The sequence below is a fragment of the Hyphomonas neptunium ATCC 15444 genome (assembly GCF_000013025.1).
Classification (GTDB): domain Bacteria; phylum Pseudomonadota; class Alphaproteobacteria; order Caulobacterales; family Hyphomonadaceae; genus Hyphomonas; species Hyphomonas neptunia.
In genome coordinates this window covers 3,190,719-3,212,236 of sequence record NC_008358.1, presented here as the reverse complement: position 1 = coordinate 3,212,236, position 21,518 = coordinate 3,190,719, and the positions used below count along the sequence as shown (strand labels likewise).

Annotated in this window: 19 protein-coding genes; 15 read left to right on the top strand and 4 right to left on the bottom strand. The window is 63.7% G+C overall.

Features of this window, described 5'->3' with window-relative positions:
• Positions 1 to 53 precede the first annotated feature (53 nt).
• On the bottom strand, positions 54 to 1,562 hold the full coding sequence (locus HNE_RS15040) for an inorganic phosphate transporter (protein WP_011648014.1): 1,509 nt from the start codon (positions 1,560 to 1,562) through the stop codon (positions 54 to 56).
• A 282-nt stretch (positions 1,563 to 1,844) separates the two neighbouring features.
• Between HNE_RS15040 and HNE_RS15035 the strand changes: the two genes are divergently transcribed.
• Positions 1,845 to 3,320: a sigma-54-dependent transcriptional regulator gene (locus HNE_RS15035; protein WP_011648013.1), complete on the top strand. Its 1,476-nt coding sequence runs from the start codon at positions 1,845 to 1,847 to the stop codon at positions 3,318 to 3,320.
• Positions 3,321 to 3,344: 24 nt separating this feature from the next.
• Here HNE_RS15035 and HNE_RS15030 read toward each other — a convergent pair whose 3' ends face one another.
• From HNE_RS15030 to HNE_RS15020, 3 genes are all read right to left on the bottom strand, one after another.
• Complete coding sequence (locus tag HNE_RS15030; RefSeq protein WP_011648012.1) at positions 3,345 to 4,328, bottom strand: bifunctional helix-turn-helix transcriptional regulator/GNAT family N-acetyltransferase; 984 nt, start codon at positions 4,326 to 4,328, stop codon at positions 3,345 to 3,347.
• A gap of 91 nt (positions 4,329 to 4,419) precedes the next feature.
• Positions 4,420 to 5,613 carry an MFS transporter gene (locus tag HNE_RS15025; RefSeq protein WP_011648011.1) on the bottom strand — a complete coding sequence of 398 codons (1,194 nt, stop codon included), beginning with the start codon at positions 5,611 to 5,613 and terminating at the stop codon, positions 4,420 to 4,422.
• Positions 5,614 to 5,741: 128 nt separating this feature from the next.
• Positions 5,742 to 6,671: a hydrogen peroxide-inducible genes activator gene (locus tag HNE_RS15020; RefSeq protein ID WP_011648010.1), complete on the bottom strand. Its 930-nt coding sequence runs from the start codon at positions 6,669 to 6,671 to the stop codon at positions 5,742 to 5,744.
• A 113-nt stretch (positions 6,672 to 6,784) separates the two neighbouring features.
• Between HNE_RS15020 and HNE_RS15015 the strand changes: the two genes are divergently transcribed.
• The 14 genes from HNE_RS15015 (at position 6,785) to murC (ending at position 21,498) form a co-directional block, all read left to right on the top strand.
• A complete protein-coding gene (locus tag HNE_RS15015) occupies positions 6,785 to 7,342 on the top strand; it encodes a peroxiredoxin (protein ID WP_011648009.1) in 558 nt (185 codons plus the stop codon).
• 128 nt (positions 7,343 to 7,470) lie between these two features.
• A complete protein-coding gene (locus HNE_RS15010) occupies positions 7,471 to 8,013 on the top strand; it encodes a carboxymuconolactone decarboxylase family protein (protein ID WP_011648008.1) in 543 nt (180 codons plus the stop codon).
• Between the two features lie 411 nt (positions 8,014 to 8,424).
• Positions 8,425 to 8,922, top strand: coding sequence for a division/cell wall cluster transcriptional repressor MraZ (locus HNE_RS15005; protein ID WP_011648007.1), 498 nt, complete (start codon positions 8,425 to 8,427; stop codon positions 8,920 to 8,922).
• The gene (gene rsmH, locus HNE_RS15000) at positions 8,922 to 9,950 is read left to right on the top strand and encodes a 16S rRNA (cytosine(1402)-N(4))-methyltransferase RsmH (RefSeq protein ID WP_011648006.1); all 1,029 of its coding nucleotides are present in this window, start codon (positions 8,922 to 8,924) and stop codon (positions 9,948 to 9,950) included. Before HNE_RS15005 ends, rsmH begins: the two co-directional genes overlap by 1 nt.
• Positions 9,947 to 10,339, top strand: a complete 393-nt coding sequence (locus HNE_RS14995; RefSeq protein ID WP_011648005.1) for a cell division protein FtsL — start codon at positions 9,947 to 9,949, stop codon at positions 10,337 to 10,339. Before rsmH ends, HNE_RS14995 begins: the two co-directional genes overlap by 4 nt.
• On the top strand, positions 10,336 to 11,979 hold the full coding sequence (locus HNE_RS14990; protein ID WP_011648004.1) for a peptidoglycan D,D-transpeptidase FtsI family protein: 1,644 nt from the start codon (positions 10,336 to 10,338) through the stop codon (positions 11,977 to 11,979). Before HNE_RS14995 ends, HNE_RS14990 begins: the two co-directional genes overlap by 4 nt.
• Positions 11,976 to 13,412, top strand: coding sequence for a UDP-N-acetylmuramoyl-L-alanyl-D-glutamate--2,6-diaminopimelate ligase (locus tag HNE_RS14985; RefSeq protein WP_011648003.1), 1,437 nt, complete (start codon positions 11,976 to 11,978; stop codon positions 13,410 to 13,412). Before HNE_RS14990 ends, HNE_RS14985 begins: the two co-directional genes overlap by 4 nt.
• Positions 13,409 to 14,845, top strand: coding sequence for a UDP-N-acetylmuramoyl-tripeptide--D-alanyl-D-alanine ligase (murF, locus tag HNE_RS14980; RefSeq protein WP_011648002.1), 1,437 nt, complete (start codon positions 13,409 to 13,411; stop codon positions 14,843 to 14,845). The genes HNE_RS14985 and murF overlap by 4 nt, the downstream gene beginning before the upstream one ends.
• Positions 14,845 to 16,038 (top strand): phospho-N-acetylmuramoyl-pentapeptide-transferase, encoded by a 1,194-nt coding sequence (gene mraY / locus HNE_RS14975; RefSeq protein ID WP_011648001.1) that lies wholly within the window; start codon positions 14,845 to 14,847, stop codon positions 16,036 to 16,038. Before murF ends, mraY begins: the two co-directional genes overlap by 1 nt.
• A gap of 10 nt (positions 16,039 to 16,048) precedes the next feature.
• Positions 16,049 to 17,464 carry a UDP-N-acetylmuramoyl-L-alanine--D-glutamate ligase gene (gene murD, locus HNE_RS14970; protein ID WP_011648000.1) on the top strand — a complete coding sequence of 472 codons (1,416 nt, stop codon included), beginning with the start codon at positions 16,049 to 16,051 and terminating at the stop codon, positions 17,462 to 17,464.
• Positions 17,461 to 18,612, top strand: a complete 1,152-nt coding sequence (locus HNE_RS14965; protein ID WP_011647999.1) for an FtsW/RodA/SpoVE family cell cycle protein — start codon at positions 17,461 to 17,463, stop codon at positions 18,610 to 18,612. The genes murD and HNE_RS14965 overlap by 4 nt, the downstream gene beginning before the upstream one ends.
• Positions 18,605 to 19,705 carry an undecaprenyldiphospho-muramoylpentapeptide beta-N-acetylglucosaminyltransferase gene (murG, locus tag HNE_RS14960; RefSeq protein WP_011647998.1) on the top strand — a complete coding sequence of 367 codons (1,101 nt, stop codon included), beginning with the start codon at positions 18,605 to 18,607 and terminating at the stop codon, positions 19,703 to 19,705. The genes HNE_RS14965 and murG overlap by 8 nt, the downstream gene beginning before the upstream one ends.
• Positions 19,702 to 20,058 (top strand): hypothetical protein, encoded by a 357-nt coding sequence (locus HNE_RS14955; protein WP_011647997.1) that lies wholly within the window; start codon positions 19,702 to 19,704, stop codon positions 20,056 to 20,058. Before murG ends, HNE_RS14955 begins: the two co-directional genes overlap by 4 nt.
• A gap of 15 nt (positions 20,059 to 20,073) precedes the next feature.
• Entirely contained in the window at positions 20,074 to 21,498 is a 1,425-nt protein-coding gene (murC, locus tag HNE_RS14950) for a UDP-N-acetylmuramate--L-alanine ligase (RefSeq protein ID WP_011647996.1), read from the top strand.
• Positions 21,499 to 21,518 lie beyond the last annotated feature (20 nt).

Here is a 21,518-nt window from a genome sequence, read left to right as displayed (position 1 = left end):
CGCGCAAGGGGAGAATTCAAGGGGCTGGGATGGTGAAGATGGGCTGTCCGCCCTCAGACGATCTTGAAGAGGTGTTGTAGCGCCAGGTAGATGCCGCCGGCGAGGGTGGCGCTGGCGGGGACGGTGATGATCCAGGCGGCGGCGATGCTGGTGACGTGGGCGCGGCGGACGAGTTTGCGGGCCGACTTGCGGCGGGCGAGGCCGGAGAATTCGGTCTCCGCCGCGTTGGGCGACCGGGTGTGCACATAGGACAGGCGCGTGTGCGAGTTGGCGGTGAACCATTCGCGGAAGAAGCCGACGCCGAAGATGGCGCCCACGGCAATGTGGGTGGAGGAGACGGGCAGGCCGAGCCAGCTGGCGATGATGACGGTGACGGCGGCGGCGAGGGCGACGCAGAAGGCGCGCATCGGATTGAGCTTGGTGATCGAGTCCCCGACCATGCGGATGAGCTTTGGCCCGAAGAGGACGAGGCCGAAGGAAATGCCCATCGCGCCGATCAGCATGACCCAGAGGGGAATGGTGACGCTGGCGGCGACTTCGCCATCCTGAAGGGCGTGGACGATGGCGGCCAGCGGGCCGATGGCGTTGGCCACATCGTTGGCGCCATGGGCGAAGGAGAGGAGGGCGGCGGAGAAGATCAGCGGCCAGATAAACAGCTGGCGCAGGGACTGGTTGCGGTTTTCCATGCCTTCGGACTGGCGCCGGATCAGCGGGTGGGTGATGCCCCAGGCGGCGAGGGCAATGCCGAGGCCAATCAGCAGGGCATGGGGCAGGGAAATATCGATCAGCTTGCTGACGCCTTTCAGCGCCATATAGGTGCCGAAGGCGCCGGCCATGACGCCGATGAGCACGGGCACCCAGCGGCGGGCGGCGGCGATCTTGTCTTCCCGGTAGATGATGGCGATCTTGATGAAGGCGAGCACGGCGGCGGCGATGATGCCGCCCAGCACGGGGGAGACGACCCAGGAGGCGGCAATGCCCGCCATCACCGGCCAGCTGACCGCGCCGAAGCCGGCCGCGGCGATGCCGGCCCCCATGACGCCGCCGACGATGGAGTGGGTGGTGGAGACGGGCGCGCCCAGGACGGTGGCGAGGTTGATCCAGAGGGCGGCGGAGATCAGCGCGGCCATCATCAGCCAGACGAAGGTTTCGGTGTTGGAGACGTTCTCGGGGCTGATGATGCCCTTGGAGATGGTGGAGACGACATCGCCGCCTGCCAGCAGGGCGCCGGCGCTTTCGCAGATGGCGGCGATGATGATCGCGCCGGTCATGGTGAGGGCCTTGGAGCCGACGGCGGGACCGACATTGTTGGCCACGTCATTGGCGCCGATGTTGAGCGCCATGTAGCCGCCGATGGCGGCGGCGGCGACGATGAGGAGGCCGTTGCTCTGGCTGCCGAACAGGCTGGCGCCAACCAGCACGATGGCCGCGAGGAACAGGAAAGCGAGACCGGGGGCGACGACGCTGCGCGCTGTGGTGGCGACGGCGGCTTCGGCTTTGCCGATCTTCGCAAGGTCTTTGTCGAGCGTCTGTTTGACGATCGTGGGTTCCTTGCCGTCCATATGAAGCCCCCGCTTTAGGCGATGTGAGGCGCATCAGCCGCAAGCGCCCGAACTTTTCAAGCCGTGAGCGGCAAGATTCCGGCCTGCAACTGAAGATGTCACAGGACTGTCACGAATGCTGCGGGGAAGTGGCGGGGAAACCGGCACAAGATTTCGTTGAAATTCAAACGACTGGGGAAACCGTAACTCCATGCGTCTGTGTCAGAACGGGGCGTAACGAAACGGCACGGGGCGCCCTCAGTGAGGCGCGCTGGCCGCAACCGGAATGATGAGGGCACACCCATGGCCAAAACGATCCTCGTGGTCGATGACGATCCGACACAGCGCCGCCTGCTTCAAGCTGCCGTGGAGAAGGCCGGCTTTGCCTGCCGCACGGCGCCCGATGGCGAGACGGGGCTGCAGATGGCGTCCGATGCGCGCGAAGGCGTGGATGTCGTGCTGCTGGATCTGACGATGCCGGGCCTTTCGGGGATGGACACGCTGGAGCGGCTGAACGGCAAGCGCCCGGACCTGCCGGTGATCATGCTGACGGCGACGAGCGGCATCGACACGATCGTGCAGACGATGCGGCGCGGGGCGGTGGACTTTATCGTGAAGCCGGCCAATCCGGAGCGCGTGGTTGTCTCGATCCGCAATGCCCTGAAGATGCAGAGCCTGACGGGGGAGGTGAAACGCCTGTCGCGCAAGGTGGAAGGGGGCATGAAGTTCGAGGACATGATCGCCTCGGCCCCGGCGATGCGCAGCGTGATCCGCATGGCAGAGCGCGGAGCGGCGTCGGACATTCCGGTGCTGATCCTGGGCGAAAGCGGTGTGGGTAAAGAAGTTGTGGCGCGCTGTATTCAGGGCGCCAGCCAGCGGGCGGGCAAACCGTTCGTGACGGTCAACTGCGGGGCGATCCCGGAGAACCTCGTGGAGTCGATCCTGTTCGGCCATGAGAAGGGCGCGTTTACGGGCGCGGTTTCCAAGGCGCCGGGCAAGTTTGTCGAAGCCGATGGCGGCACGCTGTTCCTCGATGAGGTGGGCGAGTTGCCGCTGGACGCGCAGGTGAAACTGCTCCGTGCGCTGCAGGAAGGGGAGGTCGATGCCGTTGGCTCGCGCCGCCCGACCAAGGTGGACGTGCGCATCATCTCGGCGACGAACCGTGATCTGGCCGGCCAGGTGAAGGCGGGCACGTTCCGCGAAGACCTGTTCTACCGTCTCAACGTGTTCCCCATCGACATGCCGTCGCTGAACGAGCGGCGCGAAGATATTCCGGCGCTGGTGGATCATTTCATTGCGCGCTTCAATGCCAGCGAAGGCACCAAGGTGGCCGGGGCGAGCGAAGACACGCTGAAGATGCTGTATTCCTATGACTGGCCGGGTAACGTGCGCCAGCTGGAGAATGCGGTATTCCGCGCGGTTGTGCTGTGTGACGGCGATGAGCTGCGCCCGCAGGACTTCCCGCAGATTTCCGGCCAGATGGCGGACGTTATGATGATGCCGGCGATCCCGGCGCAGCGCCCGCCTGAAGCGCCGCCGGTGCCTGCAAATGATGTGAAGCGCGGTTTTGTCGGGGATGTGCCGGTGGCCATCAAGGACGAGGACGGCGAAATCCGCAGCCTGCAGGATATCGAGCGCGATCTTCTTCAGTATGCGATTGAATTCTATGACGGCCATATGAGCGAAGTTTCGCGCCGTCTCGGGATTGGCCGCTCGACGCTTTACCGCAAGGTGCGTGAATACGACCTGGAAGTGCGCGGCGACCGCGAGACGGGTTGATCTTCCCTTTGAAGCCGCGCCGGATCAGATCCGGGGCGGCTTCGAGAGATCATAGGACATCGCCACATTGCAGCGGGCATAGCTGGCGCCGTAACGCGCCATAATGTCTGCGTCATGCATGAAGCCGGCCTTTTCATAGAGGTGGATGGCGGCGGCGCATTTGGAGTTGGTCAGCAGGAAGAGTTCCCCGATGGGCATCTGCCGGGCGCGCTCCAATGTCCGCTGAAGCAGAAACTCGCCGGCCTTCAGGCCGCGGGCTGTTTCGCGCACGCCCATCTTGGTCAATTCAAAGACATTTCCTTCCACCTGCATCAGCGCGCAGGTGCCGATGATGCCGAGCCCGTCTGCCTCCACGAACAGGATCTCTCCGCCCGGCGCGAGGATTTTCTCGCGCGGGTTTTCGATGATCTCGATGTCCTTCTTTTCCAGCGTGAACATGGCTTCCACCCATTCGCGGGTGATGGCGTCAAACTCCGGCGCGAGGCGGTCGTCAAACTCGACCAGCCGCAGGGCCGGGTGGCGGCTGGCTCCTTCGCTCCGTATGCGGTCGTGCAGGGAGAGGTCCTGAAGCGCGCCTTCCAGGCGGGCGATCCAGGAGAGGAAGTCTGTCTCCTCGCCTTCACAGAGGCCTTGCGCGGCGCGGCGCACCTGCGGCCAGAGATCGGCCTTCAGCTCCTCCAGCAGAGCTTCGCCTTTCGCGGTGAGGCGGATCAGCTTCTGGCGGTTATCGCCCTTCACGCGGCTGGTCGTGGTGATGCCGAGTTTCTGCAGGGCGTTGTGAATGCGGGTGACCGCAGGTTGGCTGATGCCAACGGCCTCGACAGCTTCGGTGACGCTGAGCGGGCCATAGGTCGTGAGGGCTGCCAGCAGCGGGAAATGTGTGCCCTGGATGGGAAGGCCGCGATCGGCAAACACCTTTGTGGCGTCCGCCTGCATACGCTCGGCAAGGCGCTTCATCCGGCTGCCGAGGGCGAGATAGCCCATCTCTGCGAGAACATCTCTGGTCATGCGTGGCGCTCCAATATCAGCAGATATATAACATGTTATATATCTGCTGTGTCAAGCGGGCGGGCAGGCGCGGGATTGGGCGCGGCGCGTTTCAGGGGTGGGGCTCAACCGGGGTGATCGGCTCGCGGCTGGCGCGCCAGATGAGGCTGACGCCTGTCAGCGTGACAAGAACCATCAGCCAGTAGAGCTTTGTCTGGGACTCAATGCCGCCCGGCGCGAGGGCGTCATAGGCGATGCCGGAGGCAAGCCCGGTGACGGCCATGGCCGGGCCGAAGATCAGGGCGCCATTGGCCGAATAGGCCAGCGAGAGCTTGTCATCGGGCAGAGCGGCCTGAAGGAAACGCATCGTTCCGATATGCGTCATGGCAAAGCTGGCGGCATGCAGGGTCTGGAAGACATAGACCGCCTCGACCGGGAGGACGAAGCCGGCGGCGGTCCAGCGTATCAGGGCGCCGATACCGCCCAGCCAAAGCATGGCGTAATAGTTCATGTCCTTCAGCAGCTTGCGCGACAGCAGCAGCAGCAGGATTTCAGCCGCGACGCCGATGGCCCAGAGCGCGCCGATATGGCCGCCATCAATGCCCTGCGCGATCCAGATGTTGGAAGCGAACGCATAATACGCGCCGTGGCTGGCCTGAATGAGGGCGGCGGCGAGCAGATACATGAAGACGCCGGGCATCCGGTAGATGGTGAAGGAGTCGGTGAAGGTCGAGATCAGAGGGCGGCGGGCCACAGCGGCACGCGCGCCCTGTTTGGTGAACATGGGCGCCAGCGCGGCAATGGCCGAGGCGGCGATCAGGTAGAAGAGTATCCAGTCAGGACCATACGCGCCGAGGATCGCGCCGCCCCCGAGATTGGCAGCGACGAAGGCGGCAGAGGCAATGGCGCGGCCCTCGCCATAATCGGGGCGGCCATTGCGCGTGCCGAAGACGAGCACCGCTTCGAACAATGGCCCGACAAGGTTCATGGCGCTGTAGACAAGGACGCACAGGAAGAAATCGACCGCGCGGGGCGACTCCGGCACCAGCAGGGCATAACCGGCCAGCGCTACGACCATGACCGAGGCGAGCGTGCCGCGCAGGCCGTGATCCTGCGCGATACCCGCCGTCAAAGGGCCGGCAAAGATGCGGATAAGGATGGCGAGGGTGCTGGCGCCGGCGATTTCGGCGCCGGACATGCCCGCGACCCGCTCCATCCAGACGGGAAGATAAGGAAGGTTTGCGCCGAGGACGAGATTGACGGCGCCTGCCGCCAGGGCGGCGCGCCAGGATGCACTCACGGCCATGCGGCCTCGCCCGTGACGGTTGCTGCACGCCCTGTCATGCCCGCCGCAAAGTCCTTTTCAGAATGCCCCCGATGCCCGCGTGATACTCTGCTTGTGCGGCGCGCGGTAGGGGGCTCGGCGAAGACTTTTCAGGCCAGGGACGAGGCGTTGATCTGACCGCGGAGCTGTTCGCGGACAAGCTCTCCGAGCGCGCGGGCCTCGGCCTCGCGCGGGCTGCCGGATTTCCAGGCAATGCCGACCTGACGCCCGATGATGGGCGTGACGAAGGAGCGGACGGCAACGTCCGGCCCAAGGGCGAGGCCGTTGTCGGCGGCAAGGCGCGGGATGAGCGAAACGCCGAGCCCGCCGGCCACCATATTGACGAGCGTGCCCAGCGATGTGGCGGCGACCTGCTCGCGCCCGGCGCCCGCTTTCAGGCGGCAGACCGAGACGGCGTGATCGCGCAGGCAGTGGCCGTCTTCCAGCAGGAGAAGGTCTTCGCCCTGAAGGTCTTCCGGGGAGAGGCCGTTCTTGCGGCTGAGCGGGTGGCCGGCCGGCGCGGCGAGGAGGAACTCATCGTCGAAGAGCGTCATCATCTCGATGCCGGGCGCTTCCCAGGGCAGGGCGATGAAGGCGGCGTCCAGCGTGCGCGCGCGCAGCTGGTCGATCAGGCGGTGGGTGCGGTCTTCGGTGAGGTAGAGTTTGAGATCGGGATAGCGCCGGGTGAGCTGGCCCACGATCTGGGGCAGCACGAAGGGCGCGATGGTGGGGATGGCGCCCAGATGGAACGGGCCGGAGAAGAGTGCGCCGGCGCTGGTGACGGCCTGGACGAGCGCATGGGCGTCCGCCAGCAGGGCAGAGGCGCGGGCGACGGCGATTTCCCCAGCATGCGTCAATGTTGCACCGCGTGATTCGCGTTCCGCAAGCGCAACCCCAAAGAGATCTTCAAGCTCCTTTATGCCCGCCGAAAGGGTGGGCTGGGTGACGTGACATGCCTCGGCGGCACGGGAGAAGGAGCCCGATTCGCCGAGTGCTACGAGGAATTGAAGCTGGCGCAGCGTGGGAATGTTCATAGACATAATCTATATTATTAATCGGAATTATCAATTTTATTTATTGCGTGCAGTGCACCAATTCGGTACGGCCTGCAGCCACCGACGTAGGCTACAAATCCCGTTTTAGGAGACCTCCCATGCTTGGCATTGGCCAGAAACTGCCTGACTTCCAGATCACCGGCGTGAAGCCGAAATTCATGCAACACGAACAGAATGGTGAAAGCGCTTTCGAGCCGCTGAACCAGGACAGCTTCCCCGGTCTCTGGAAGGTCATCTTCTTCTATCCGAAGGACTTCACTTTCGTTTGCCCGACCGAGATCGCAGAGTTTGCGCGCCTTGCGCCTGAGTTTGCTGATCGCGACGCGGTTATCCTTGGCGGCTCGACCGACAATGAGTTCGTGAAGCTCGCCTGGCGCCGGGAACACGCCGACCTGCGCGAACTGCCGATCTGGCAATTTGCAGACACCAACGGCTCGCTCGTTGATGGCCTCGGCGTGCGTGAAGAAGGCGCCGGCGTTGCCTATCGCGCGACCTACATCGTCGACCCGCACAATGTCATCCAGCACGTTTACGTCACCAACCTGAACGTTGGCCGTAACCCGCAGGACACCCTGCGCGTGCTCGACGCTCTGCAGACCGACGAGCTTTGCCCTTGCAACCGCCCTGTCGGCGGCAAGACGCTTGAGCTTGCTTAAGCACGACTGAATGCCAGCCGGTTCCGGGCCCTGCGCCCGCCCCGCGTCCCCCCACTCATGGTGGGCGCGGCCTGGGACCGGCTGGTTATTCCCTTATTTCATTCCCGATTTCTCAGAGGAGCGCGCTCATGTCGCTTGAAACCCTGAAGACCCTGATCCCCGATTACGCCAAGGACATCCGTCTCAATATCGGCTCCCTGGCGAATGAAACGATCCTGTCCGAGCAGCAGAAATATGGCTGCTATCTCGCCTCGGCGCACGCCGTTGGCGAAGCGCAGACCCTGCGCGCCATTGAAGCAGAAGCGCGTGGCAAGCTGTCGGTCGAAGCGCTGAACGCGGCCAAGGCGGCGAGCGCCATCATGGGCATGAACAATGTCTATTACCGCGCCACGCACCTTGTCTCGAACACGACCTATACGACGATGCCGGCGCGCCTGCGGATGAACGTCATCGGTAATCCGGGCGTCGAGAAGGTGGACTTCGAGCTGTGGTCGCTGGCGGTGTCGGCGATCAATGGCTGCGGCATGTGCCTGGACGCGCATGAGGCCGAGCTGCGCAAGCATGGCGTGACCAGCGAGCAGATCCAGGCCGCGATCCGGATTGGCGCGGTGGTGAACGCTGCGGCGCGGGTGCTGGCAGCCGAAGCGGCGCTGGCGGCAGAGCCGGCCTGAGCGGTTTCCGGTTCCAGATCATGACCAGAACATGGGAGCCCCTGGGCCTTTATGGGCCTGGGGGCTCTTTTTTGCCGAAATGCGGGGATTCCGGGCGTCAGGCATGTATTCTTGGTAACGAAGTGTAAAAGTTCTGCGCGTGTGCATCTCCGGCGGGCAAGCGATGCGGTATCGCAACACGGTGGGATAAGGCCCGGTTTCCGTTCGGGTTTTGGGCGCCGCCCCATGCCGTCCCAAAGGGTCGTCATGTGGCGTTCCGTGAGTGAGCGCCTTTTGTTCCTGAATTAGTCCAATGTGGAAATTTCGATTCACCAGCGGTGCCCATTGAGGCCCATGCGTGCCCATGATAGTCCAAATTTACACATGGTTTACCCATGGCGGGGTTTAGGCAAACAAGATTGGGCTAGGCGGGTGTTCGTTTCCACCTATGAGGGCGCTATTGATGCAAAGGGACGGGTTTCGATACCCGCGCCTTTCCGCGCCGCTTTGGGCGGATCGAGCCGCGTTTTCGTGTGGCAGGCGCCTGATGGTTCGGGTGCACTGGAAGGCGGCGGCGAGGAGCTGATGGAGCTTTATCGTGAAACGCTGGCCGAGCTGCCGCTGCAGTCCCCTATCCGTGAGGCGATCGTGACCTGTATCATTGCGGCCTCCGCCGAGCTGAAGATTGATGATACCGGCCGGGTGAAGCTGCCTGAAGACCTTTGCGAAGCCGGTGAGCTCAGCGGCAAGATCAAGTTCTCCGGCCAGATGGACAGTTTCCGGATCTGGAATCCCGAGCGTTTCAGTCTGCACCAGATGCGGATGCGCTCCATCGTTACCGCGCCCGAAACGCTCGATGCCTTTGCCTCCGCGTATAACCGGGTGCGTCAGCGCCGGATGGCGGCTGGCCGGGGCGGGGAGGGCAGCTGATGTCTTTGCGAACCACGCCCCGTAGCCCCGCCGAGCCGGGCCATCTGCCGGTCATGCTGGCCGAAGTGCTGACCGCGCTCGCGCCGGCTGACGGCGAGGTGATCGTCGATGGCACATTCGGCGGTGGCGGCTACACAACGGCCATTCTCAAGGCCGCCAATTGCACCGTACTCGGCATTGACCGCGACCTCGACGCGATCGTCCGGGCAGAGAAGATGGCGCAGGCCAATCCGCGCCTTGTGCCGTTGCTGGGCTGTTTTGGCGATCTCGATACATTGGCCGAGCAGGCCGGGCATGCGTCCGTAGACGGTGTCGTGCTGGATATTGGCGTGTCCAGCTTCCAGATCGACCAGGCCGATCGCGGCTTCTCGTTCATGAAGGATGGCCCGCTCGACATGCGTATGGGCGGCAGTGGTCCGTCGGCTGCCGATGTGGTCAACACGATGAGTGAGAAGGGCCTGGCGGACGTGATCTTCCGCCTCGGCGAAGAGAAAAACTCCCGGCGGATTGCCCGCGTGCTGGTTCAGCGCCGGGTACAGGCTCCGTTTGAAACCACTGCAGATCTTGCGGCGGTTGTCGAGGAAGCTGTGGGCGGACGGCGCGGGGCGCGGTCGCACCCGGCGACGCTGACCTTTCAGGCGATCCGCATGTATGTGAACGACGAACTGGGAGAGCTGGCCCGCGGCCTGCGCGCAGCAGAGCGCATATTGAAGCCCGGCGGGCGGCTGGTGGTGGTGACGTTCCACTCGCTGGAGGACCGGCTCGTCAAGCAATGGTTGCGCGAGCGGGCAGGCGCGGTGCCGGGCGGTTCGCGCCACATGCCGCTGATGTCCAAAGGCCCGGCGCCCGCCTTTGAATTGCAGGAAAACAAGGCGGTGCAGCCGTCTGAAAAGGAAGTGGAAACCAATCCACGCGCACGATCTGCCAAGTTGCGGGCGGCGATCCGCACCAACGCGGACGCGGCCCTGGATGAGGCGAGCGACGGTATGAACTTGCCGCCGCTCGCGGAGCTGGAGAAGTCGCGATGAGCCGCAAGGTATTTTTCTTTGGTCTTCTGGTCGCCGGGTTGCTGATTTTCAGCCTCTACCGGGCAAAATACGGCGCCAAGGACACGGCCGCCGAGCTGATGGCGGTCGAAGCCCAGATTGAGGAAGCGCAGCGCGAAAAGGCGTTGCTCGAGACTGAGCTGGCGCATATGAGCCGGCGCGACTGGATCGAGGAGTTTGCCCGCAAGGAGCTGGGCATGGCCCCGCCCAAGCCCGGTCAGATGGCCAATGAAAGTGATCTGGACGAAGTGGTTGGCCCGCCGGTGACGACGCTTCAGGCGCTGACGGTCTCCGAAGATGCAGTCTCCGAAGATGAAGAGGGCAGCGACGCTGCCTCACCGGCGCAAACGCCTGCGGAGGCGCCCAGATGAGCGAAGCCTCCCGGGATCGTACACGGCTCGTCGGGCTGGCCATCGGCCTGCTCTTCGTGCTGATGGCGGGCCGGGGCGGGTTTCTGGCGCTGTCGGATGCGCCGTCCAATGCCGCAGTATATCCCGTGGCAGCCTCTCTCGAAACGCGTGCGGACATTGTCGACCGGCATGGCGAATTGCTGGCGACCTCGGTCGTCTCCTGGTCACTCTGGGCCAATCCGAGCCTGATCTGGGACGGCGCGGACGCGGCAAGACAGCTGGCAGGCGTGTTGCCCGATCTCAGCGAGGCAGACCTCGGTGCCCGACTGTCTGATCCTGACCGTAAATTTGTCTGGGTGAAGCGGGGACTGACGCCGCGCCAGCGCGAGCATGTCGTGGCGCTGGGCCTTGAGGGGCTCGATTTCCGCGAGGAAGCGCGCCGGGCCTATCCGCGCGGTGTTCTGGCCGGACAGGTGCTGGGCTTCACCAATGTCGACGGCAAGGGCATCGCCGGCATCGAGCTGGCCCATGATGAAGCGCTGCAGGGCGGGGGAGACCCCGTTCGTCTGACGCTGGACATCGGCGCGCAGGCGGCGCTGGAGGCAGAGCTTGCGACGGCCGCCATGGATTATGACATGAAGGGCGGCGCGGCGATCCTGATGGATACGCGCAGCGGCGAAATCCGCGGCATGGCCAGCTGGCCGCCTTTTGACCCCAACCGCGCCAGCGATACGCCTGCGGATGATCCGGCCCGAACCAACCGGGCCATCAGCGCGGTCTATGAGCTGGGCTCGATCTTCAAGCCGTTCACCATTGCCGCCGCGCTTGAGGTCGGGGCGATCACGCCGGAAGACCGGTTTCAGGTCGGCCAGCCCCTGCTCATTCAGGGGCGGCGGATTTCGGACACGCACTGGTTTGCCCGTGACGCGAATGTCTGGAAGATCCTCTCGGAAAGCTCCAATATCGGCACCGTTCAGGTAAATTATGCGCTGGGCACGCAGCGCCAGCAGCAGTTCCTGGAGCGCGCGGGCCTGACGCGCCGGGCGCCGATCGATCTGCCAGGATCGGCCGCGCCGCTGATGCCGGAGCGGTTTGATGAGGTGACGGCGGCGACGGTGTCCTACGGGCACGGTATCTCCGTGACGCCGCTGGCGTTCCTGCTGGCCTTTTCGGCGTTCGGAAATGACGGCCTGATGATCGCGCCCGTGCTTGTCGAGGCGGGGGCCGATGCGGGCGATATTGCCGCGCCGGCGCCCGTGCGTCTCTTCTCTGAGGAAACCACCCATCTGGTGACGCAGATGATGCGTGACACCGTACTTCAGGGGACAGCCCGGCGCGCTGATGTTGCCGGATACCGGGTGGCCGGAAAGACCGGCACCGCCGAAAAGCCGATTGCGGGCGGATATGCCAAGGACCGGAACGTTTCGAGCTTTGCTGCTGTGTTTCCCGCAGACAGCCCCCAATATGCCCTGATTGTGACGCTGGATGAGCCCAAGGCCATCGAGGACGGAACCATGACCGCCGCAGTGAATGCCGCGCCGGTTGCCGGGCGCATCATTGAGCGCGTTGCGCCGTTGCTTGAGGTCGATCCGCGATTTGAGGATCTCCGGCCTGCCACAGCGCCGCCTCAGGCCCTCTCCCAGAACAGGAGCGAACTTTGAAACTCTCGGACCTTTTCCCCCTCGCCGAGAATGGCGAGACCGAGATACTCGGTATGACGTCAGACAGCCGGAAGGTGCAGCCTGGCTGGCTGTTTGCGGCGCTCAAAGGCAGCGTGCATGACGGGGGCAAGTTTGTGCCCCAGGCCGTGGCGCAGGGCGCCGCCGCAATTCTTTCCGATGGCGGCATCGGCGCCGTATCTGTGCCGCATGTGATGGCTGATGAGCCGCGCCGCGCGCTGGCGCTGGCGGCCAAGCGGTTCTATGGCGAGCAGCCTGAATTCGTCGTCGCGGTGACCGGCACCAATGGCAAATCCTCGACCGTGGATTTTGCCCGCCAGATATGGAGCCGGGCGGGCATCAAGGCCGCTTCGATGGGCACGCTCGGCGCGATTGGCCCGGCCGGCAAGGTGGACATCGGGCATACGACGCCCGATCCCGTGACCGTCAGTGAAACGATGAAAGCGCTGGCCCGGCAGGGCGTGACACATTGTGCGATGGAAGCCTCCAGCCACGGCCTGGAGCAGCACCGCCTCGACGGCGTTGATCTGTCCGCCGTGGCGTTTCTCAATCTGACGCAGGACCATCTCGACTATCACGCGACGATGGAAGCCTATCTGGACGCCAAGGTGCGCCTCTTCCGGGACCTGGCGCCCAGGGGTATTCCGGCCATCGTGAATGCTGACAGCGATCACCGCGAAGCGGTCGAGGAGACCGCGCGCAAGGCGGGCCTGCAGGTGGTGTCGTTCGGCTGGCGCGGGGAAGATCTCTGGATCGATGAGCTGATGCCCAAGGCGACAGGGCAGACGCTGTTTCTCTACTGGAAAGACGTTGAGCAAAAGCCCATCGAGCTGCCGCTGATCGGCGAGTTTCAGACGCTGAACGCGCTGGCGGCGGCGGCGCTCTGCCTGTCGCTGGGCATGGAATTTCCGGCTGTGGCTGACGGGCTGGCAAACCTCAAGCCCGTCAAGGGGCGTCTGGAGTTTGTCGGCAAGACGGAGACCGGCGCGGCCGTGTTCGTGGATTATGCCCATACGCCCGACGGGCTGGACGTTCTGTTGCGGGCGGTGCGTCCGCATACGGCAGGACGGCTGAAGGTGATCTTCGGATGTGGCGGCGACCGGGACGCTAAGAAGCGGCCGATCATGGGCGAGATCGCCAGCCGGCAGGCCGACGACGTGATCGTGACCGATGACAATCCGCGCTCGGAAGATCCGGCAAAGATCCGCGCGTCTGTGCTGGGCGGCGCCACGGGCGCGCGCGAGATCGGCGACCGGGCAGAGGCCATCCATGCGGTGGTCCGTGAACTGAAAAAAGGCGATACGCTAGTGATCGCCGGCAAGGGACATGAGACCGGCCAGATCATCGGTTCGCAGGTTCTGCCCTTCTCCGATCAGGATGAGGCGCTGGCCGCCCTGAAAGGGCTTGTGCGATGAACCGCCCCCTCTGGACTTCCAGCGACATGGAGCTTGCCACCGGCGGCGACGCCAGCGCGGCGTTTGAAGTGACGGGATCGATTTCGATCGATACGCGCACCCTGCAGAAGGGCGATCTGTTCGTGGCGTTGAAAGATCAGCGCGACGGGCATGATTTCGTCGAGGCCGCTTTCAAGGCAGGCGCGGCGGGCGCGCTTGTTTCCCGTCCCATGCCGGGCGGACCGGTCGTGCAGGTTGAGGATGTGCTTGAGGCGTTGACGCAGATGGGCATTGCGGCGCGGGTACGTTGCGGCGCGCATCGCACAGCGGTGACGGGGTCCGCAGGCAAGACCTCGGTGAAGGAAATGCTGGCGCAGATCTATCGCGCGCATGGCCCGGCCCACTGGAACGTCAAGAGCTTCAACAATCACTGGGGCGTGCCGCTGACGCTGGCCCGGATGCCGGAAGAAACGCAGCGCGCCGTCTTCGAGATCGGCATGAATACGCCCGGCGAGATTGCCCCGCGCAGCCAGATGGTGCGCCCGCATACCGGTATTGTGACCTGTATCGCTGCCGCCCACCTGCAAGGGCTTGGCTCGGTCGAGGGGATTGCCGAAGAGAAAGCCAACATTTTTGCCGGGCTTGAGTCCGGCGGCACGATCATTCTGCCCGCGGATGATACCTTTTTAGACTATCTTTCCGAACGGGCACGGAGTTTCTGTCCGACAGGCAATGTTGAAACATTCGGGGCGTCTCCGGACGCAACGGCCCGCATCGTGGCGTATGAAACCGATGGCCGCACCAGCCGCGTTGAGGTCAGCATTGTGGGCCAGCGCGTCGCCGTCACGCTGAACGCCGTCGGCGCTCACTGGGCGCAGAATGTCGCTGCTGCCTTGCTGGCGGCAAGCCAGGCCAGCCTGTCGGTCAAGGATTGCGCTGAGGCGCTGTCTGGTTACGCGCCACCGCCCGGCCGGGGCACTTCCGAAACGCTGGTTTTGCCGGATATCGGCGAAATCACGCTGATTGATGACGCCTACAACGCCAATCCTGCCAGCATGCGTGCGGCGCTCAAGGGCCTGGCTCAACGCGCTGGCACGCGCCGCCTAGCGGCGCTGGGCGATATGAAGGAAATCGGGGATTCCTCGGCCGCAGAACACAGGGGGCTTGCCAGTTCCGTGGTGGAAGCGGGCGTTGACGGTGTGTTCCTGGTTGGTGCTGAAATGCAACACCTTTCCGAGGCGCTTCCGCGCGATCTGCAGCAGGTATCTGCTCCGACAGCGGATGAGTTGTGGAATCAACTGCAAAAAGCACTCCGCGCTGGGGATGTTCTCTTGATCAAAGGGTCGAATGCGTCCGGGATGGGTCGAATAGCGGACCGGCTGCGCCAATGGAGCGTGCCGGCCGGATTGGGCAAGATGGATGGCGGTCCAGAAGGGGCTGCGAGGGTAAGCTGATGCTGTACGAACTGCTGGCCGCAGACAGCGGTCTCTTCAACCTGCTGAACTACATCACCTTCCGCACAGGTGCGGCGGTCGTCACTGCATTTCTGGTGACGGTTCTGTTCGGCGACATGCTGATCAATTTCCTGCGCGCCCGTCAGGGCAAGGGCCAGCCGATCCGCGACCTGTCGCTGGAAATGCAGCTGTCCAAGCAGGGCACGCCCACCATGGGCGGCTTTCTCATCTGGCTGGGCCTGATTGTCGGCGTGGCGCTGTGGGGCAACCTTCAGAACCCTTACGTCTGGGTCACCCTGTTCGTCACCTTCTCCTATGCCATCCTCGGCTTCCTGGATGACTATGCCAAGGTCACCAAGCAGTCGACCGACGGCGTGTCTGCCGGCGCGCGGCTGATTGCGGGCTTTGGTATTGCCGCGCTTGCCTGCGCCATCATCATGGGCCTGCACGGCGCCCACACCCCGGCGGGCCATGCCGAATGGGGCCCGTTCAATCCGCTGGCGGAATGGATTGCAGGCTTTGCGCCGCAGACCTCTGTTGAGCCGGCCGATCCCAACTTCTCGGGCGGCGTCGCCGTGCCCTTCGTCAACAACTACTTCCTGCCGCTCGGTGGCTTCTTCATCCTCTTCGGCATGATCGTCATCGTCGGGGCGGCCAATGCGGTGAACTTCACCGATGGCCTCGACGGCCTCGCCATCGTGCCGATGACATTCGCCGCCGCCGCCTATGCGATGATTGCCTACCTGACAGGTAACTTTGTGTTCGCGTCCTATCTCGGCATCCAGTTTGCGCCGGGGGCAGGCGAGCTGGCCGTGCTCCTCGGCGCGCTGATCGGCTCGGGCATGGGTTTCCTCTGGTACAATGCCTATCCGGCAAAGGTCTTCATGGGCGACACCGGCTCGCTCGGCCTTGGCGGCATGCTCGGCGTCGTAGCTGTTGCGACCAAGCACGAGTTTGCGCTGGTGGTGATCGGTGGCCTCTTCGTGATCGAGGCGGTTTCGGTGCTGACGCAGATCGGCTGGTTCAAGATCACCAAGCGCCTGACGGGTGAGGGCAAGCGCATCTTCCTGATGGCGCCGCTGCACCACCACTTCCAGAAAAAGAACTGGCCGGAAACGCGCGTTGTCGTGCGCTTCTGGATACTCTCCGTCCTGTTCGCCCTCGCGGGCCTCGCCACGCTGAAGCTGAGGTAACCCGCGCGCCATGATCCCCATTACCGAATACGCTGGAAAAGACGTTGCGGTGTACGGCCTTGGCCGCTCCGGTCTCAGCGCGGCCAAAGCCCTCAAGGCTGGCGGCGCGCGCGTCCATGCGTGGGACGATAATGAGGAAACCCGTGCCAAGGCGGAAGCTGCCGGCATTGCCCTCTCCGATATCAACAAGCGTGACTGGCAGACCTTTGCCGCGCTCGTCCTGTCACCAGGCATTCCGTTCAAATTTCCCCAGCCCCACCGCCTCGTTCGCATGGCGGAGATGACCGGCGTTCCGGTGATCGGCGACATGGAACTCTTTGCCCGCGCGGTGCAGGCTCTGCCTGAGCGGGCGCGTCCGAAGGTTGTCGCTGTCACGGGCACGAACGGCAAATCGACGACCACCGCGCTGATCGGCCATATCCTGAAACAGGCTGGCCGGGACGCGCGCGTCGGCGGGAATATCGGCACCGGCGTGCTCGATCTCGCTGCCCTGCATTCCAACGCCATCTATGTGCTGGAGCTTTCGTCCTACCAGCTTGATCTGGTCAAAAGCCTGCACTGCGATGTCAGCGTCTTCATGAACCTCTCGCCCGATCACCTGGACCGGCATGGCGGGATGGATGGCTATCAGGCCGCCAAGATGCGCATTTTCCAGAACCAGACGGACAAGAATGTCGCCGTCATTGGTTTTGACGACATCTACACCCAATCGATCGCCATTGGCCTGTCGGCCAAGGGGCCGCAAAAGGTGGTGCAGATTTCCTCCACCTACACCCTCGGCAAGGGCATCAGCGCGGTTGATGGCCGCCTTTATGACAACCAGTCCGGCAAGGCTGAATTTGTCGGCAAGCTGGATGAGTGTCCGGCGCTGATCGGGCGCCACAATCACCAGAACGCAGCCGCTGCCTATGCCGCCTGCCGCGCGCTCGGCCTTGATCCGGCAACGATCATGGCGGGCCTGCGCACCTTCCCTGGCCTCGCCCACCGGATGGAAGCAGTTGGCGAGCTCGACGGCATTCGCTTCATCAATGATTCCAAGGCAACCAACGCCCAGGCCGCCGAACAGGCATTGCGCTCCTTCAAGAACATCTACTGGATCGCCGGGGGTGTTCCGAAGGCGGAGGGCATTGCCCCGCTCGCATCGCTCTTTCCCAACGTCACCAAGGCCTACCTGATCGGCCAGGCCGAAGACGCCTTCGCCGCGACCCTGAACGGCAAGGTGCCCTCACAGGTTTGCGGCTCGCTGGACCGCGCGGTTGAGGCCGCTTACCGCGACGCGAAAGCGGCCGGCGAGCCCGGCGCCGTGATCCTGTTCTCGCCCGCCTGCGCCAGCTTTGACCAGTTCAAGGATTACGAACACCGGGGCGATGCGTTCCGCACGCTCGTGCACGGCATTGTGCCGGCGAGCCTCAAGGTGACCGCGTGAGCTATACGGCCAACGCACCGCTTCTGCCGCGTTCGGATACATCCTGGTTTACCGAATGGCGCCGCACGCTGGACTGGGGCCTGGTGGCCGGCGCGGTTCTGCTGCTGTTCATCGGTCTATTGATGTCGCTGGCGGCAGGGCCATCAGCCTCTACGCGTATCGGCTATGACGATGCCTACCATTTCGTCTACCGGCAGGCCGCGCTCGCCGCCATCGGCTTCACGATCATGATAGTGATGAGCTTCCTGGACCGGAAATGGGCGCGCCGCGCGGCCACGATGATTTTTTTCGTCAGTCTGGGGATGATGGTCATCGTGCTGGGCATCGGGCATGAGGCCAAGGGCGCGCAGCGATGGCTGCGCTTTGCCGGGTTTTCAATCCAGCCCAGCGAGATGGTGAAACCGGCGCTGATCCTGCTGTGCGGCTGGCTGTTGGCCCAGCGGGAGCTTTATCCCAAAGGGCCGTGGGCGCTGATCGCGTTCCTGTTCTATGCCGTCACACTCGGCCTGCTTCTGATGCAGCCGGATGTTGGCCAGTCAGCTCTGCTGACCTTTGCTTTTATCATTACCTTTTTCGTGAGCGGGCTTCCCAAGCGCTGGGTTGCGGTGTTTGCCGTTGGCGGCGGGGCGCTGGCATTCTTCCTCTACAACCTGCTGCCCTATGTGAAGCGGCGCGTGGATATGATCTTCAATCCCGAGCCACTCGACAGCTACCAGCTCGACAAGGCCGCTGAGGCCATCAGCCGGGGCGGTCTCTTCGGCGTTGGGCCGGGGGAGGGGCTCGTCAAGGCGCGCCTGCCGGACGCGCACACCGACTTCATCTTCGCTGTGATGGCCGAAGAGTTTGGCCTCGTGGCAATCATCGTGCTGATGGCGATCTTTGCGATGATGGCGATTCGCGGCTTCCGCGCCTCGGCCCGCATCGAGGATGGCTATGCCCGCACGGCAGCGGCAGGTCTCTTTACCCTGTTCAGCCTTCAGGCGGCGGTGAACATCGGCGTCAATCTGGCTGTCCTGCCGCCAACGGGCATGACACTGCCTTTTGTTTCCTATGGAGGCTCCTCCATGGTGGGTATGGGATTGACGCTCGGCCTTGCGCTTGCTCTCGTCCGCGGAGAAGGCACAAGGAGCCGAGGCCAGTATGGCTGACACCGGGACTGAAAAACTCGTCATCATTGCGGCCGGAGGCACCGGCGGTCACATGTTCCCGGCGCGCGCCTTTGCCGACGAAATGCGCGCGCGTGGGTGGAATACGGCGCTGATCTCAGATTCGCGCGGCCTGCGCTATGCGGCGGACTTCCCGGCAGACTGGAAGGAAGAGATCGAGGCGGCCAGCCCGAATTTTCGCAAGCCCTGGACCGTTCCGGGCGCGGCGCTCAAGATCAATGCAGGCATTGCCCGTGCCCGGCGTCTGATGAAACAGCATCGCCCGGCGCTGGTTGCAGGCTTTGGCGGCTATCCTGCCTTTCCGGCTCTGGCGGCGGCGCGGCGGCTCGGAGTGCCGATCATCATCCATGAGCAGAACGCCGTCCTCGGCCGGGTGAACCGGCAGTTTGCAAAGCACGCACAGCTTGTCGCCAGCGGTTTTGAACGGCTCGACCGCTTGCCGCGCGGCTCGGCGCATATGGTCATCGGCAACCCTGTGCGCGCGCCCATCATCGCGGCGGGGCAGGTGCCTTTTCCGCCTACGGACGGTACGCTCAACATCTTCATTACAGGCGGCAGTCAGGGATCACGCATCATTGGCGAGATTGTGCCGCTGGCGATTGCCAACCATGTTGCCCCGCCGCTGCGCGTGCGCCTCAAGGTGGTTCAGCAGGTGCGCGAGGAGCAGTTCGAAAGCGTCTCCAACCTCTACCGCAGCGCCGGGATTGAGTGCGAGCTTGCTGCATTCTTCGGGGATATGCCTGAGCGTCTGGCTGCAGCTCATCTCGTGATTGCCCGGTCGGGTGCGGGCACGGTCAGCGAACTGGCCACTGTCGGGCGCCCGTCGATCCTCATTCCGCTGGCGATTGCCATGGATGACCATCAGGCCGCGAATGCTGAGGCGCTGACCGCCATTGGCGCAGCCGACATGATCCTGGAAACAAATGCAACGCCCAAATTGCTGGGCGAGTTGATCTCGGCCCGGCTGTCGGATGGCGCAGACCTGACGGCCCGCGCGGCTGCGGCGAAATCTGCAGCCCGCCCGGATGCGGCCCAGAAACTGGCGGAAATGGCCGAAAGGATCGCAGAACTATGATCCGCAAGTCTGCTTTCATTGCCCTTATCTTTGGGGTGTTTCTCGCAATCGCCGAAATTGTGCGCAACTGGGGCGGCTGGCAGCCCTGGCCCTTCTGGGTGGTCGATTTCATTGCGGCCGGCGCGCTCATCTGGGGCGGCTTGCGCACGCTCAATCAGGGATCGTCCCGGCTGCTTTCGGCGGCATGGGGGGTGACGGTAGGCGTTTTCTGGATGTCGTACTTCTCGCATGTGGAAGCTCTGGTCGAGGGCACGCAAGTGGCCGGTGAGGGCCGGTTGGCGCTGATCATTGGTGTGATGCTGCTGGTTGCGATCGTCGGCCTGTTCATGTCTCTGACGCGGCGAACGATGTAGGATTCAAGGTTTCCCATGACGACCCCCACACCCTTTCCTGTTGGCCCTGCCCATATAGTCGGCATTGGCGGCATCGGTATGTCTGGCATTGCCGACGTCATGCTCACCATGGGTTATGAGGTTCAGGGCTCGGATGTTTCTGACAGCGCCAATGTCGAGCGCCTGCGCGCGCGCGGCGTGAAAGTGTTCATCGGGCACAAGCCTGAGAATGTGGTGGGCGCCGGCACGGTCATCATTTCTACCGCCATCCGGCGGGACAATCCCGAAGTTCAGGCTGCGCGCGCGGCAGGCATTCCCGTCGTGCGCCGGGCCAACATGCTGGCGGAAATCACGCGCCTCAAATACACCGTGTGCGTCGCGGGCACGCATGGCAAGACAACCACGACCTCGCTTGTCGCCTGCCTGCTGGATGGCGCGGGCATTGATCCGACGGTGATCAATGGCGGCATCATTCATGCTTATGGCTCGAACTACAAAGCGGGCGAAAGCGATTGGATGGTGGTCGAAAGTGATGAGAGCGATGGTACGTTCGCTAAGCTCCACCCGACCTGTGCCATCGTCACCAATATCGACCCCGAGCACATGGACCATTACGGCACCATGGATAAGCTGCGCGAAGCGTTCGATACGTTCGTTGAAAATCTGCCTTTCTATGGATTCGCCGTTCTGTGCACGGATCATCCGGAAGTGCAGGCGCTGGCCGCCCGCGTGACTGATCGTCGCCGCATCACCTATGGCTTCAACCTCCAGGCCGATGTGCGCGCCGTCAATCTGAGTACTGATCTCAAGGGCGCGCATTTCGATGTCGAAATCCGCCGGGGGGCGGGCGAGGCGCCGCGCCGTATCGAGGGGCTGACGCTTCCGATGGCAGGGGAGCATAATGTCCAGAACGCACTGGCCGCTATCACCGTGGCATTGGAACTCGGCGCGAGTGACGAGCAGATCAGCGCGTCGCTGGCGAGTTTTGGCGGCGTGAAGCGGCGCTTTACACCCGTGGGCGAATGGCTGCCGGCTGCCGGCGGCGAGCCGGTCAAGATTATCGATGATTATGGCCATCACCCGGTGGAGATTGCCGCCGTGCTGAAAGCGGCCCGCGCGATGCAGGCCGACCGCACAGTGATCGCTGTTTGCCAGCCTCACCGCTATTCGCGCCTGAAAGACCTGTTTGAAGACTTCTCCCGCTGTTTTGACCAGGCTGACCATGTGCTGGTCGCGCCGGTGTATGAAGCAGGCGAGACGCCGATTCCCGGTATTACCCATGAGACCCTTGTCCGCTCGATCCAGCGTAACGGTCATCGCAGCGCCCGCGCGCTGCCATCGCTGGCTGAGCTTCCAGAGGTGGTGAAGACGCTGGCAGGGCCGGGCGCGATGGTGGTCTGCCTCGGGGCAGGGGACATTACCCGTTATGCCGGAGAGCTTGAGGCCAGGCTCAAGGGCTGACGCAAGGTCACAGACAAAAC